The organism is Pseudomonas sp. W2-17 (assembly GCF_041060445.1).
In the GTDB taxonomy this organism is placed as follows: domain Bacteria; phylum Pseudomonadota; class Gammaproteobacteria; order Pseudomonadales; family Pseudomonadaceae; genus Aquipseudomonas.
Window position 1 is genome coordinate 309,838 of record NZ_JAUFNS010000002.1, and the last position, 14,211, is coordinate 324,048.

11 protein-coding genes are annotated in these 14,211 nt (G+C 63.0%); 6 read left to right on the forward strand and 5 right to left on the reverse strand.

The genetic code is table 11. The features are described from left to right. Window positions 1-59 precede the first annotated feature (59 nt). Genes QWI20_RS03745 through QWI20_RS03755 form a run of 3 tightly spaced genes read left to right on the forward strand, consistent with a single transcriptional unit; the run spans window position 60 to window position 3,317 of the window. Window positions 60-998, forward strand: a complete 939-nt coding sequence (locus QWI20_RS03745) for a DMT family transporter (protein ID WP_369304229.1) — start codon at window positions 60-62, stop codon at window positions 996-998. A 59-nt stretch (window positions 999-1,057) separates the two neighbouring features. Next, a complete protein-coding gene (locus QWI20_RS03750) occupies window positions 1,058-2,395 on the forward strand; it encodes an ankyrin repeat domain-containing protein (RefSeq protein WP_369304230.1) in 1,338 nt (445 codons plus the stop codon). A 49-nt stretch (window positions 2,396-2,444) separates the two neighbouring features. Continuing rightward, window positions 2,445-3,317 carry an NAD(P)-dependent oxidoreductase gene (locus QWI20_RS03755; protein ID WP_369304231.1) on the forward strand — a complete coding sequence of 291 codons (873 nt, stop codon included), beginning with the start codon at window positions 2,445-2,447 and terminating at the stop codon, window positions 3,315-3,317. 42 nt (window positions 3,318-3,359) lie between these two features. Here QWI20_RS03755 and QWI20_RS03760 read toward each other — a convergent pair whose 3' ends face one another. The 3 genes from QWI20_RS03760 to yghX form a co-directional block, all read right to left on the reverse strand. Next, window positions 3,360-4,010: a GntR family transcriptional regulator gene (locus QWI20_RS03760; RefSeq protein ID WP_369304232.1), complete on the reverse strand. Its 651-nt coding sequence runs from the start codon at window positions 4,008-4,010 to the stop codon at window positions 3,360-3,362. A gap of 112 nt (window positions 4,011-4,122) precedes the next feature. After that, window positions 4,123-5,952: an allophanate hydrolase gene (gene atzF, locus QWI20_RS03765; RefSeq protein WP_369304233.1), complete on the reverse strand. Its 1,830-nt coding sequence runs from the start codon at window positions 5,950-5,952 to the stop codon at window positions 4,123-4,125. Between the two features lie 760 nt (window positions 5,953-6,712). Further along, window positions 6,713-7,600 (reverse strand): YghX family hydrolase, encoded by an 888-nt coding sequence (gene yghX, locus QWI20_RS03770; RefSeq protein ID WP_369304234.1) that lies wholly within the window; start codon window positions 7,598-7,600, stop codon window positions 6,713-6,715. Between the two features lie 324 nt (window positions 7,601-7,924). Between yghX and QWI20_RS03775 the strand changes: the two genes are divergently transcribed. Next, on the forward strand, window positions 7,925-10,003 hold the full coding sequence (locus tag QWI20_RS03775; protein ID WP_369304235.1) for a ShET2/EspL2 family type III secretion system effector toxin: 2,079 nt from the start codon (window positions 7,925-7,927) through the stop codon (window positions 10,001-10,003). A gap of 203 nt (window positions 10,004-10,206) precedes the next feature. After that, window positions 10,207-10,638 (forward strand): nuclear transport factor 2 family protein, encoded by a 432-nt coding sequence (locus QWI20_RS03780; protein WP_369304237.1) that lies wholly within the window; start codon window positions 10,207-10,209, stop codon window positions 10,636-10,638. Between the two features lie 87 nt (window positions 10,639-10,725). On the opposite strand, the gene QWI20_RS03785 is transcribed toward QWI20_RS03780, so the two are convergent. Next, window positions 10,726-11,610: a LysR family transcriptional regulator gene (locus QWI20_RS03785; RefSeq protein ID WP_369304238.1), complete on the reverse strand. Its 885-nt coding sequence runs from the start codon at window positions 11,608-11,610 to the stop codon at window positions 10,726-10,728. Between the two features lie 117 nt (window positions 11,611-11,727). Between QWI20_RS03785 and argC the strand changes: the two genes are divergently transcribed. Beyond that, window positions 11,728-12,666, forward strand: coding sequence for an N-acetyl-gamma-glutamyl-phosphate reductase (gene argC / locus QWI20_RS03790; RefSeq protein WP_369304239.1), 939 nt, complete (start codon window positions 11,728-11,730; stop codon window positions 12,664-12,666). Between the two features lie 6 nt (window positions 12,667-12,672). Here argC and QWI20_RS03795 read toward each other — a convergent pair whose 3' ends face one another. Further along, entirely contained in the window at window positions 12,673-14,091 is a 1,419-nt protein-coding gene (locus QWI20_RS03795) for a CoA transferase (RefSeq protein WP_369304240.1), read from the reverse strand. Between the last annotated feature and the right edge of the window lie 120 nt (window positions 14,092-14,211).

Genomic DNA, 14,211 nt, shown 5'->3' on the forward strand with positions numbered 1-14,211 from the left:
AAGCACTGCTGTCGTTTATTTTGATTTATTAGACTACGGCGGTTGGGTACGTTGGGTCCATGAACACTTCAAACGAACTGACCAACGTGAGCCTTCCCCTTCCGTCGCGACGCCGGGCGATGCCCTTGCCGCTGCTCGAAGCCGGGCTGGTGATCATCTGGAGCTCGGGCTTCATTGGCGCGCGCTTCTCCATCGATTTCGCGCCGGCGTCGCTGGTGGTGTTCTGGCGTTGCCTTTTGGTCACGCTGATTCTGTTTCCCTTCGTCGCCCGGCAACTGCGCCAGACACCGCCCGCGGTGCTGCTGAAAAACGCCGGCATCGGCCTGCTGGCCATGGCCGGTTATCTGTTCGGCGTGACCGAGGGGATTGCCCTGGGAGTGCCCGCCGGGCTGGCGGCGCTGTTCGCCGATCTGTTGCCGATCGGCATGGCCGTGCTCGCGGCCGTGGTGCTCCGCCAGCGATTGACCCACAGCGTATGGATCGGTTTGCTCATCGGCCTGGCGGGCGTAATGCTGGCGACCCACGACGCGCTGGCCTGGGGCAACGCACCTCCATGGGCCTACGCCCTGCCGGTGTTGGGCATGCTGTCGCTGGCGGTCGCCACGCTGTGGCGAAAACATTCCCCGGACCCGACGGCGTTGGGCCTGCTGCCCAACCTGTGGCTGCAGTGCTTCGTCTCGACCTTCGTGTTTGCCCTCATTGCCGGACTGCACGGGAGTCTCGCCCCCGTCCCCGATTCAGGCTTTGCGATGAGTGTGCTGTGGACGTCGGTGTCGACAGTCGGCGGTTACGGGCTGTACTGGATGTGCCTGCGCCGGGCCACGCCAACGCGGGTCGCCAGTGTCCTTTACCTCAGCCCGCCGCTGACGCTGCTGCTGGCCTGGGCCATGTTCGACGAACCGCTGTCGTGGCTGATGGCCCTGGGCATGGCGGTCTCGGGGCTCGGCATCGGTCTGGTGATACGCGGCGAGGCACGGCAGGCGGCAAGGCACGGGTGATGTGGAACCGTTAGGCGCGCCGGGTCCACTCAGGCATTTTTAACCATAAGCGCGCCCTTATGACTCCTATCCGAACTTCTTCGCCTTTCATCCCGGCTGTCACCTCGCACAGCCCTTCGGCCAACGCTGAAACCTCCGAGGCCAGCCCGACGCTGCACGCGGCCGTGGCCAATCGCGACGCCGAGGCGCTGGCGCGCTTGCGCAAGGACGGCCAGCGCGCCAACACCTTGAACGCCGAAGGCCATTCGCCGCTGGATGTGCTCGACAAAATGCGCGACATCGACGAGCGCAGCCGCTCAGGTTTGCGCATGGCCCTGCTGCAGTCACTCAACCCGACGGCGCCCTTGCCCTATGCCAAGCCGGAGGCGTTGCACGGCACCCCGTGGGGACTGGAAATCCTGCAATCCGGGGCGCTGAAGGGCGGCGTCAATGATGCCAAAGGCGGCACCCAGTCGTTGGAAGGCAAGGTGTTTTTCTCCGATCGCACCCGGGAGAGCTCGACCGACACGACCACCCGGCCCAACCTGCGCAGCAAGGCGCGCGTCTATGCGGCAGGCAAAGGACTCAACACCAGTAACGCGCACTCGCGGGCGCTGCAACACCGCATGGCGCAAGTAATTCTGCATGCGCTGAACAACGGCAAAGCACTGCCGAGTAACGCCATGGCCCCCACCCTCGACATAGCCGATCCCGAGCAGCTGCCGGGCGAAAGTGCGGCATGGCTGCAGCGTTTCCTGCACGCCAGCTATATCAACAGGCCCGTCGGCAGGAAATTCATCGGCGCGTCACTGGACGAACATCTGGGTGACCTGAAAATGCCGGGGTCCATCGGTTTGAGGACGGGCGGACAGGTCAACGAGCTGCGGGGTGATGACCTGAACCGTTTCTATCATCAGGCCGCCAGTGAGCTGCTGCGCTCTCTAGAGGATGGAAAGGCCCCGTACCTTGGCGTGTTGAATCGGGGCAGCATTGTCCCGTTGGTGTTCGGCTTCGAGAAGATCAACAACTTGTCCACCCACGCCATTCAGTACACCTCCGACACCAAGCAATATTCCTATCAGAACAAGGAGCATCCGCTTTCTGGCAGCCCGGAAAACGGTGGCAAACTCAAGGAAATGGAAGTGCGAGGCCTGGATGATTTCGCCACGGTGTGCCTGGGCTGCGCCATAAAAGGTGTCGAACTGCCCGCCGATCTGGTCGTGCGAGTGAAAGCCCAGAAGAGTGAAAAAGCCCTGTACCTGGACGCCTCCCAGACCGCGCTGTTCAGGCAGAAGCTGGCGGCTGAAGTGGCCGAACAGGCGGGAGATAAGCCACTGGGCACCCTTGATCTGCACCACTTGCAGCGGATCAATTCCGACATACGGGCCAAGGATTTAAGTGAATGGCTCTCAGTTTGATGATAGGAGTGTGCGCCGCACACCCCACCTTCTACTGGAGCGCATCCCCATGAAAATCGGCTTTTTGGGCCTCGGCAATATGGGTCAGGCCGTGGCTGGCAATCTGTTGAAAGGCGGTCATGAACTGCTGGTCTGGAACCGTTCTCCCGACGCGGCGAAGCCATTGGTCGAGCAAGGCGCCACGGCAGTCACCGAGCCTGCGCAAGCGTTCGCCGCCGACGTGGTGTTCAGCATGCTCGCCGACGACAAGGCCATGCGCGCGGTGCTGCTGGATTCCGGTCTGCTCAAGTCACTCAAGGGCCCGCTGATCCACATCAATATGGCGACCATTTCCGTGACCTTCGCCGACGAGCTGGCCGAGCTGCACGCCGCACAGGGCATCGATTACATCGCCGCGCCGGTGATGGGCCGCCCCAACATGGCTGCCGCCGCGAAGCTGAACATCATGGCTGCCGGCTCCGCTGAAGCCATCGAGAAAGTGCAGCCGTTGCTCGACCTGATCGGCAGCAAGACCTGGCGCATGGGCGACAAACCCTCCAGCGCCAATGCCATGAAACTGGCCATGAACTTCATGCTGGTTTCGGCCATCGAGGCGATGAGCGAAGCGGCCGTGCTGGTCACCCGCCACGGCCTGAAATCGGCCGATCTGGTGGAACTGGCGGCGGGGACGATCTTCCCCGGCCCGGTGTACGCCGGTTATGGCGCGCTGATCGGTGAACGCACGTACGAGCCGGCCGCGTTCAAGGCGGTGCTTGGGCTCAAGGACGTGGATCTGGTGCTGGCGGCGGCGAGTCAGGTCTCCGTGCAGATGCCGAGCGCCGAGATGATTCGCGCCCACTTGCAGGACGCCATCGACCATGGTCAGGGCGAGATGGACCTGGCGGTGTTGGCCGAAGTGGCCGAGCGACGCAACCCGCGCTGAGTCCTTTTGCGTTTACCGTTGCTGTGAGGTGCAAACGTCAGCTCATGCCCGGGCGACATGGAGCCGGTGCAGGGTGATCTTGCGCACTTCCTGCTTGCTGATTTCGATGTGCCGCGCGAGCAACTGCTGCGCCTGCCCGGTGTGACCGTTGAGCACGGCGTCGAGAATTTGCCCGTGCTCGTCATAGGTCGCCTCGATACGCGCCGCCTGGGTGAAATCCAGGCGACGAATGATGCGGATCTTCTCGGTGATCTCCAGGTGCAGGCGCGCCATCTCGGTGTTGCCTGCCGCCTCCAGCAGTGCGCAGTGGAAACGCTCGTCCAGCGCTGACACCTGCTGGGCATCTTGCAGGCGCTCGGGGTGCGTGACGAGCCAGGTGCGTTTCAGCTCGTCGATGACCGGGTGCTGCTCCAGATCCAATGCCTCGAGACGCGCCAGTGCCGCGCATTCCAGCACGATGCGCACGTCGTAAAGCTCTTCGAAATAATTGAAATCGAACGCCCTCACCCGCCAGCCGCTGCGGAAATACACCTCCAGATAGCCTTCGCGCTCCAGCCGATACAGCGCCTGCCGCACCGGCGTGCGGCTGGCCTGCACGCGTTCGGCTACCTCGCCTTCGCTGAAGCGATCCCCCGGCAGAAGGCGGAACTCGAAGATGTCTTCCTTGAGCTGCTGATAGATGCGCTCGGCCATGTTCTCCGGGCGCAGTTTGGGTTTCTGTGAAGGGATGATGGCGGGGGTCCTCGTTCGAATAATGGTGGGGGCGTGACGCAGTCGTTTTTCTCGGACCGCGTCAGGCGGCGGCTCAGGCTTTTTTCAGGCTGGCGATGTACGCGCGCCAACCACCGAACGAGGTGATGTCCAGCGCGCCATCAATCGCCCAAGGCTCGCAGATGAAACCCTTGACGCTACGACCGTCTTTCAGCGTCAGGTTGCCGATGCCCAGCGGCGCAGGAATCTCGGCCACGAACTCGCCAAAGCGCGCCAGCGGGATGTCCCACAGCTCGACGATGATCGACGCTCCGCCTGGGGATTTCACCAGCCCCGGCTTGGGCGGCACGGTGCCGGGCAAGGCGTAGAGCCGGTAGTCGCCTGCGGTCAGGGTTTGCTCGACGAGCGCGGCATCGCGACTCGTGAGCTGGACGTTGAGCGGCATGCCGGTCAGGTGCGCGCCCACCACGGCAACCCGCACGCTGCCGCGCGGTGCGGGCGCTGGGGAAAGTGTCGGCGCTGGCGACGCGGGCATTGCGCGGCCGGTTGCGCCCATGGGCAAACCGACGCTTTCCTGCCAACGCTGGCCGAACCGGGCGAGCGCGGTGTCGTGCCAGGCCGGAGCAATCAAGGTGATGCCCGACGGCAAGCCATCAGCACGCATACCGGCAGGCAATGCCAGGGCCGAAAGGTCCGCCAGGTTGGTGAAGTTGGTGTAGAAGCCGAACTGCGAGTTGTACAGCACCGGCTCGGCGGCCATTTCCGCCTGGGTGCGCAGGGTCGCGGAAGTGGGCACGACCAACGCGTCGAAACCGGCCAGCGCGTCGTTGATCTGCCGGCTCAGCGTGGCGCGCAAGTACTCGGCGCGGTAGGCGTCACAGGCGCTGTACGCCAGACCGTTTTCGACGATGCCACGCACCACAGGATTGATGGCGTCGGGGTTGGTTTCCAGCATCGAGGTCAGGGCCACCGTGCGCTCGGCGACCCACGGGCCGTAATACAACTGCTCGGCCAAGGCCTTGAACGGGGCGAAGTCAATGCGGGTGATCTCGGCGCCCATGCCGCTCAAGCGGTGCAGCGCCTGTTCGAACACAGCCTGATTCTGCGCATCACCGAAGAACTCCAAGGTGTCCGGCACAGCCAGCGTCATCGCCGCCCGGAAGCCCACCGGCGCCGTGCCGGGGTTGTGGCGGGAATAGGCGTCATCACCGTCGAAGCCTTCGGCGAGGCCGGCGACTTTCTGCGCGTCGTCTACGGTCAGCGCGAAGATGGAAACGCAGTCCACCGTCTTGCACGCCGGCACCAGCCCGGTGTTAGGCAAACGGCCCTTGGTCGGTTTCAGGCCGACGATGTTATTGAAGCCCGCCGGCACCCGGCCAGAGCCTGCGGTGTCGGTGCCCAGCGAAAACGCCACCAACCCCCGCGCCACCACCGACGCCGAGCCAGAGCTGGAGCCGCCGCTGACGTAATCGGAGTTGAAACTGTTGGGCACGGCGCCGTAGGGCGAGCGCGTACCGACCAGGCCGGTGGCGAACTGATCGAGGTTGGTCTTGCCCATCAAAATCGCCCCCGCCGCGCGCAGTCGGGCCAGCACCGTCGCGTCCTTGCTTGCGGTGTAGGCGAATTCCGGGCACGCCGCCGTCGTCGGCCAGCCGGCTGCGTCGATGTTGTCCTTGATCGCGAACGGCACGCCGTACAGCGGCAGTAGGGTGATATCGCCGTTCAACGCCCCGCGCCGCTCGGCGAGGGCTTCGAGCTGCTCGCTGATCTGCGCCTGACTGGCACGGGCGATCCACGCGGTGTCGGTTTCCGGGTAAGCGCCGGGAAGCGAGAGCAGGACTTCAGGCGACAACTGCCCGGTCTGATAAGCCGTCAGCCACTCGTTAATCGTCCAGCCGAACTGAGGGTTTTGGAGGTCATGCATGGGAGGCTTCCATCTTGTATCCAAGTTTGGATTCAATAAAAGCAAAAGCTGGGCCATGGGGATGGGAGGCCAGGTAGGCGTAGGGTGCGGGTGGTTTTCAGATTATTAGAGGAGCAATCGTGCGCATCAAAAAAGCGCGGCGTGCCGGGTTTTGGTGCTGGCTGGCACACCGCGATCACCTAGTGGGACCGGCTTTAGCCGGGAAGACGTCGAGCGCAATACTGCAAAAGTGATGTCGAACACACCGGCCTCTTCCCGACTAAAGCCGGTCCCACAATGAGAGCGCGTTCCTTCAGCCAGACCGGGACGCGGAGCGTCGGGGGATGCATTCTCACGCAGAGCGTGAGGAACGATCGGAAAGTTGGTGGTGAACACACTGGCCCCTTCCCGGCTAAAGCCGGTCCCACTAAAAGCAACGCGTGCAGTCAGAGGGACCGGCTTCAGCCGGGAAGCTGTTGATCTGCTTTTGATCTTCCTACGCAAAAAGCCCAAGCACCACCAAACGCGACTTGGGTGCAGGCCGAACGCAGACGACGCGGAGTGGGCCGAGCCGCATGGATGCGGCGAGAGCGCCGTCAGGACATGGATGTCCGTTCGGCGCGGGCCCACGGAGCGTCGTCGAAGTGAGGGTATTCCGACGAAGGAGGAACCCAACCAGGAGCAGGCACCCTTGGTTACTTGGGGTGCTTTTCCAAGTAACTCGCCGAAGGCGAAATGTCTGCCCTTAGGCAGACGCTCTTGACCTTCTCCCAGCCTCACCTCAGACCAGATACTTCCTGAACCAATCCACCGTCCGGTCCCACGCCAAAGTCGCGGCAGCATCGTCATACCGCGGCGTCGAATCGTTATGAAAACCGTGATTGGCGCCCTTATAAATATGCGCCTCATACGTCTTGCCCGCCGCCTTCAGCGCCGCCTCATACGCCGGCCAGCCATCGGTGATCGGCTTGTCGAGCTCTGCGTAATGCAACAACAACGGCGCCTTGATCCGGCTGACATCCTCGGCCCTGGGCTGACGGCCATAAAACGGCACCGCCGCCGCCAGCTCCGGATAAGCCACGGCAGCAGCATTGGCTACGCCCCCGCCGTAACAAAACCCGGTGATCCCGACTTTCCCGGTGGAAGCGTGGTGAGCCATCAGCCACTCGATGCCGGCGAAAAAGTCATTCATCAGCTTCTCGGGATCGACCTTCGCCTGCAGCTCGCGACCTTGGTCGTCGTTGCCCGGATAGCCCCCGACCGAAGACAAACCGTCAGGCGCCAGGGCGATAAAACCGGCCTTAGCCACACGCCGGGCGACGTCTTCGATGTAGGGATTGAGGCCGCGATTCTCATGCACCACCAGCACCGACGCGAGTTTGGCATCGGCCTTCGCCGGCCGCACCAGATACCCGCGCACCTGGCCATTGCCCTTGGGCGACGGATACGTGATGTACTCGGCGATGATGTCCGGGTCGGTGAACTTGACCTGCTCGGCCAGCGCGTAATTGGGGCTCAGCGAAGCCAGAATCGTCGTCGCGGCAAGCCCGCCCACGGCGAACACCGCCGCGCGATCGAGAAACTCCCGGCGATTGATCTTGCCGTGAACGTAATAGTCGTAGAGCTCAAGCAATTCCGGGGCGAAGTCTTTGGCGGTGAGACGGGTCATCTGTGCGCATCCTCATCGGTATGACAGCGGTCAATGGCGCAGAACCGAACGCCTGAACGTGCGGCAGCGAGCCCTCAGTAAAGCAGTGTTTGCCGAGGCTGCGAAACACATCCTGCCTTCTGTGACTCAGGCCATGGCGCGGTGTTCTACAGAACCGTCGTGGCCAAGCCTGTTTTTCGGGCTGCGTAGCCGCTGCACCCTCTGCCGATGAGCATACATAGCCCAGGCCAGCGAATTCGGTCGGGCGGTGCGAGTCGCGAGCGCCAACGGAACCGCAGGCCCGAAGCGCGCCACACAGGAGATTTACCTGCGAAAGACTTCGTCATGCCATCGAACCGTATTTCCTCCCTTCCCTTGCGCCCGAACCTGAATGCGCCCCAGGAGGAAAGTCGCGCTCAACCCGGCCCCTCCTCATCCCGTCATCGACGCACCAGAACCAACGAACCGCGGCCAGAACCTCGCAAACGTCCGGACCCCATCAAACCGGGCAAGGATCAGATTTACCTGTCTGACAAGCGCGGCCCGGTCATCGATCTGAACATGGAAGTGACCACACCGATGGTGAAATGCCGCCATCTGGCATTCAACTATCTGTTCGCAGACGAACCAACGGGGTTGCGCGGGGGCAAACACTTTCTGGACCGCGTGGCGAAGTCCAAACCCGACTTGCAACACTTCTACAATCACCGCAGCGACCCTCACGCCCGCGCCGACAATGGCACGGATGAACTGGAGTTCATGACCGGGCGTAACAACCCGTTGCTGACCCCGGCGCATTTCGGACGCTGGCTGGACGATATGGTTCGGCAGGTCGTCGACAAGCGCCTGCCTGAGGCGCGAGTGATGCTACGCACCTTTAACCATGATTTGCCGGTCCACATTCAGAACAAGGATCACCGGATTACCGTAGCGTTCTACGATCCCAACGACACGAACGTGCATCGCCGGATCGAGCGGTATCCCGACAAAAGCATTGCCGATGTCACCTTCGACCAGGCGTTTCCCGACAACGAAGGCTATTTCCAGACGGGCAGATACCCCTTCATCCAAGCGGTGAGCGCGGATGTGGGCCATCCGGCGAACGACATGAAATACTTTCGCAGTGGCTCCCGGTTGCCTGTGGAAGTCGACCGGAAATTGCTGTTCAGCCTCTGGAACGTCAGCTCCAGCCAGGCGTTTCTGGGTTTGTGCGAGTACATGAGTCGCAAAGGCTTGGTTGGCAATAAGGCGGTGCCGTATCTGCGGGCCAGCCCGGAACGGCTGCGTGCGTTTGCGCAAGGCGTGAGCGCCGAAACCATGAACTACGACCTGCAGCTGCGCAGCTTCATGATCATGGCCACCGGGTTGAGCACCCTGAAAGTATCCCCTTCGGTGGCCAGACAGATTCTCGCGCCGAAAGTAGAAGGTGCGCGCAACCCGATAGGATGCGCACTGCATTCACAAGGGAGCAATCCCGAGTTTGTCACCGACTACCTGAGGTTATTGCGCGATGCAGGGCTGCGCAGCGCTGACCGGTTCGATGTTATCCGCGGCGATCCCGGCGATAACAATGTGGCAGTGGCGATGGAGCATCAGAAACTGAATGAATTTCATCGCCTGTTTGACGAGCTTGAAAAGTTGCGTCTCGACAAAGGCAAGCTGGCCGGGCTGCTGGGTTCCAGAACATCGAGCGGCGGGACTGCGTTGGGTGACGCCGCATCGTTCGGTCATCCTGCGATGGTCGCCGCCTTCGTCGAGCGAGTGAGTCAGAGCAGCGCGCTGGACAAACAGGAGAAACATCGTCTGCTGCAGGGCAAGGACAGCGACGCCGATACCTGCCTTCAGCGTGCCGCCGCCTATGAAGACGCGGGATGCATCAGCGCATATTTGAGTGCGTTGCGAAGCAGCGGTTTCAGCCCACGAGAACTGAGCACGTTGCTCGGCAACCCCGAGCAGGACCAGCCTAATATCATCCCGGACATCTGTCTGGCGCCGAGCGGTGGCTGGACGCCGATTGCCATCACTAACGTCAAGCAGATGCTGGTGGCTTATTTCGACGGGATCGCCGCGTTATCCCTGGATCCGCGCACGCTACACAAGGTGCTCACGCCAGGCCACGTAGAAAGCAACGCCGTCTGCCGGGTCATATCGGGCGACGACCCGGATGTCAGCGCCGCATTCAATGCCTTACTGGACGGCTTGCGCCCTACAGATGCCATAGAGGTGATCAAGGGCAGTTCAGGCCATGGGCGCAGCACGCTGGACTTGATACGCAAGACCAACGACGCTCATCTGGAAACAGCGTACTTCAAGATGCTCGACCGCCAGCAGCAGCGACTGTCTGGTACGCGCGCGGGTGACCGGCAATATGCCGAGCACCGATCAGACGCGTTCAGGCGTCGGCATTTGGTCGGTGACCACTGAGACGCCGAGACCTGATCCCGGCAAGCCTGGGGAGCCTGCATCGCCCTGTTCGGCGATGGCTCCACCACGTTCAGAGCCTCCCTTTCCAATACACCCATTCTGGGCTAGCCTGAGTGGCGCAGTTGTACGACGACGTACAAAGTCATTTTCTCCAGGAATGACCCTGCATGACGCCTCCATCAACAATAAAGAAGGATGCACTAATGACCCAACTCAAACTGACCCTCGGTTTCTTGTGCCTGTTTTCAGGCTTCGTGGCCGCCGCCCCTTCTGCCGATGAACAAGCCGTCGCCAAGGCCGTCGACAACATGACCCAGGCGATGCTGCACAAGGACATCGCCGGCCTCAAAGCGTTGACGTCCGACAACGTCACCTACGGCCACTCCAGCGGCAAGGTGCAGAACAAGGATGAATTCATCGCCGACATCGAAACCGGTCGCAGCGGCTTCAACACCCTGGAAATGAAAAACCAGACAATCAACATGAACGGCGACACGGCCCTGGTGCGCAACCACTTCTCTGCCGAAGCCGTGAACAGCGGCAAGGTCGTGCCGACCGAGATCGAAAATTTTCAGGTCTGGCAGAAACAGAAAGGCCACTGGCTGCTGATCGGGCGCCAAGCGTTTAAATTCTGATGGCATGACTTCAACGTTGTAACCGACCGGGCGCCTGACAGGATCAAGCCCCGGTCGGCTACACGTCTGTTTTCAACTTCCGTTGCGCTACAACGCTTCCAACTCCTGCAACACCTCCAGCACATAGCGGGTCGAGCGTTCGACGCTTCCGGCCCGGTGCGCGACGCCCAATTCCCGCCACAACGCCGGCTGCAACGGACGCATGACAATGCGGCTCTCCGGCGCGGGCGTGGACGCTTCATGGGGCAGCAATGTCGCGCCATAGCCCGCCCCCACCAGACTCTTGATCGCGTCGTTGTAATTAAGCTGAATGCGCGGCGTCGGCTGCGGCCCCTCACCGGCAAACCACTCGGCCACCTGACGAGACAGCCGCGTGGTGGCGTCGTTGAGAATCAGCGGCTGACCGGCGAGCCATGTTGGCGTGATGACCGACGGGCAGTCCCAGCGTGCCGGCAGAAACGCCATCACCGGATCCCGGCGCCACGGCTGAATCGACAACCCCTTCACCGGCGCCTGGGGCAGCGCAATCACGCCGATGTCCAGGCTGCCGTCCGCGAGCTTTTGCAGCGTTTGTTGCGACGTCAGCACCGCGACCTGCACGTCGATGCCGGGGTGTAACTGCTCCAGGGTTTCCAGCGCCTGGGGCAGCAGTTGCGCGATGACGCCCGTCGAAGCACCCAGTCGCACCCGCCCGGCCAGTCCCTGAACCTGGCGCTCGACGTCTTCGAGCGCCTGCTCGGCATCGGCCAGCAAGCGCCGCGCGCGCGCGATCAGGGTGTCGCCGATGGCCGAGGGCTGAACCCGACCGCGGGTGCGCGAGAGCAACACGCCGCCCACTCGCTGCTCCAGGTCAGCGATGTGCAGGCTCACCGTCGGCGGCGCGAGGTTGAGCACCCGTGCCGCTTCGGCGAACGACCCGTAGTCGGCGATGGCCACCAGGGTGCGCAAACGATCCAGACTGATTTCCCGCACCCTGATGATCCTCCTTCAGAAAAGCTGAAGTCTACCGTCAATAAATTCAACTTTCTCTATCCATGAGCGGGCTGGAAGATGGCCGACATTGACGACCTTCTGCGGAATTCAAATCCCATGTCTTTAAAACAAGCGCCCCTCCCTATCGTTTTCATCGACGGCGACCAAGGCACCACCGGCCTGCAAATTCACCAGCGTCTGCAAGGCCGCACCGACCTGCAGGTGGTGACGCTGCCCGCCGAGCATCGCAAAAACCCGGAAAGCCGAGCCGCCGCGATCAACGCATGCGACATCGCGGTGCTGTGCCTGCCCGACGAGGCCGCCCGCGACGCAGTGGCGAGCATCACCAACCCGGACGTGCGGGTGATCGACGCCAGCTCAGCGCACCGTACCCACCCCGACTGGGTCTACGGTTTCGCGCAAATGAGCCAAGCGCAAAAACAACGCATCGCCAGCGCCCGCCGCGTCAGCAATCCGGGCTGCTATCCCACCGGTGCGGTCGGTTTGTTGCGGCCGTTGCTGGAGGCGGGACTGCTGCCGCGCGACTACCCGATCAGCATCAATGCGGTGTCAGGCTATTCGGGCAAAGGCCGCGCCGGGGTCGACGAATTCGAAGGGCCGCACGTTGCCCAGGCGATTCCATTTCAGGTCTACGGCCTTAGCCTCACGCACAAGCACGTCCCGGAAATCCAGCAGTACAGCGGGCTGAGCGAGCGGCCGGTGTTCGTTCCGGCCTATGGCGCGTTTCGTCAGGGCATCGTGCTGACCATCGCGCTGCAAACGCGCTTGCTGCCCCACGGCGTGACGGGCACGACGCTGCACGCGGCGCTGGCTGAGCATTATCGAGGCAGCGGCTTTGTCGAAGTGCTGCCGATGGAGCAATCCTGCGCGCTGAGCGGGATCGACCCCCGCCAGCTCAACGGCACGGATAACCTGCGGCTGATGGTGTTTGAGAACGACGGGCATGTGTTGCTGGCCGCCGTGTTCGACAACCTGGGCAAAGGCGCGGCCGGGGCGGCGGTGCAGAATCTGGATCTGATGATTGCGGGTGGCTGACACGCGTTACAGCCATCTCGCGTCGCCACTGCCCAGTGCGCTCGCCGGTAAATCCCAGTGGGTCGGCGTGCCGTCGATCTGCCCGGCGGGTTTGAGGCGCAGCGCCGGGCCCCAGGCGGTGTGCTCGATGTCATCGGAGTAATCACTCGGATTCCGCGGTTGCAGGGCTGCAGGCTGGGCCTCGGTTGGGGTAAGCGACATCAACGATAACGCGGTGCGCGCCAGGGATGCCTGCACTTGAACGCCTCGTCCGGTGATACGTCGCTCGGTCAGACCGCGCACCGCTGCCGCCGCCATCAGATACCCGGTGGCGTGATCCAGCGCCTGCACGGGCAGCGGCACCGGCCGATCACTGCCCGCTGCGACCCTGCCGGCGTCGGCGATGCCGCAACTCATTTGCACCAGGCTGTCGAAACCCCGTCGCTCGCGCCACGGGCCGGTCCAGCCGTAGGCGTTTAGCGATACATCCACCAGACCGGGATTGAGCGCGCGGCGGCGTTCGGCACTGAGGCCGAGGCGTGCCAGGGCATCGGCGCGGTAACCATGGATCATCACGTCAGCTCCGCTGATCAGGCCCTCCAGCACTGCGCGGTCGGCAGGGTCGCGCAAATCCAGCCGCGCGCAGCGTTTGCCAAGCACCACCTCCGGGACGGTGCCGGGTTCGTCCCAGCCAGGGGGATCGATGCGCAACACCTCGGCGCCGAAACCGGCGAGAAACCGCGTCGCCACGGGGCCGGCCAGAATACGCGTGAGGTCGAGCACGCGAATGCCGCGCAAGGGCCGTTCACAGGGGACGATCCATTCGGGTCGTGCGGGGTGTGACTGATGGGCTGGAGCCGGTGCTGCAGTGGCCTGCGCACGATGCAGCAACGGTTCGGCGGCGACGGCGCGACCCTGAGGATGTTCGCGCCAGGCCGAAGCGCTGAGCATGGCGGCGGCACAACCGTGATGGTCGACCACCGCGCTTTCCAGCTCGCTGGCCTTCCAGCCCAGAACCGCCTGGCTGACGGCATCGCGCTCGGGTGCGGTTTTCAGCACGGCGAGCGCGGCCTGACGATGGTGCGGCGCGTTGGTGTGCAACCGGATCCATCCATCTGCCGCGCGGTAATCCCCTGCCACCGCGTCCCACTGCGCCGGCAGCGACCAGCCTTGGGGCTGAAGGGACGTTGCGAACCAGAACGAGGCCAGGCGCCGATCAACCGTGATCGGCGGCAACGTGCCGTGGGCCTGATCGATCAATTCGCCCACCGCCAGATGCGCGGCAGCGATGGCGGCAGTGGCGAAATCGGTGACCGGGAATGCCGACGCCAGCGCGCCTTCGCCGATGGTCTGGAGATGGCCAAGATAGTGAGGCGGCCCGCCGAGGGCCAACCAGAATTCGCGCAGGAAATGCGTGCAGGCAGTGTCGGACTGGGCAATCGGCATAGGGCAGCGCTCTCGGAAGTGGTGTGAGCAGCCTAGCAAAAGAGTCTGAAAAGGGGGGCGAAGGCGGCGTGTTTGCTGTTGGAGATGCAGCGAATGCACTGGCCTCTTCCCGGCTGAAGC

Coding starts and splice junctions, on each gene's coding strand:
- QWI20_RS03745 (WP_369304229.1), top strand. CDS start 60: ATGAACACTTCAAACGAACTGACCAACGTGAGCCTTCCCCTTCCGTCG.
- QWI20_RS03750 (WP_369304230.1), top strand. CDS start 1,058: ATGACTCCTATCCGAACTTCTTCGCCTTTCATCCCGGCTGTCACCTCG.
- QWI20_RS03755 (WP_369304231.1), top strand. CDS start 2,445: ATGAAAATCGGCTTTTTGGGCCTCGGCAATATGGGTCAGGCCGTGGCT.
- QWI20_RS03760 (WP_369304232.1), bottom strand. CDS start 4,010: ATGGCCGAGCGCATCTATCAGCAGCTCAAGGAAGACATCTTCGAGTTC.
- atzF (WP_369304233.1), bottom strand. CDS start 5,952: ATGCATGACCTCCAAAACCCTCAGTTCGGCTGGACGATTAACGAGTGG.
- yghX (WP_369304234.1), bottom strand. CDS start 7,600: ATGACCCGTCTCACCGCCAAAGACTTCGCCCCGGAATTGCTTGAGCTC.
- QWI20_RS03775 (WP_369304235.1), top strand. CDS start 7,925: ATGCCATCGAACCGTATTTCCTCCCTTCCCTTGCGCCCGAACCTGAAT.
- QWI20_RS03780 (WP_369304237.1), top strand. CDS start 10,207: ATGACCCAACTCAAACTGACCCTCGGTTTCTTGTGCCTGTTTTCAGGC.
- argC (WP_369304239.1), top strand. CDS start 11,728: ATGTCTTTAAAACAAGCGCCCCTCCCTATCGTTTTCATCGACGGCGAC.
- QWI20_RS03795 (WP_369304240.1), bottom strand. CDS start 14,091: ATGCCGATTGCCCAGTCCGACACTGCCTGCACGCATTTCCTGCGCGAA.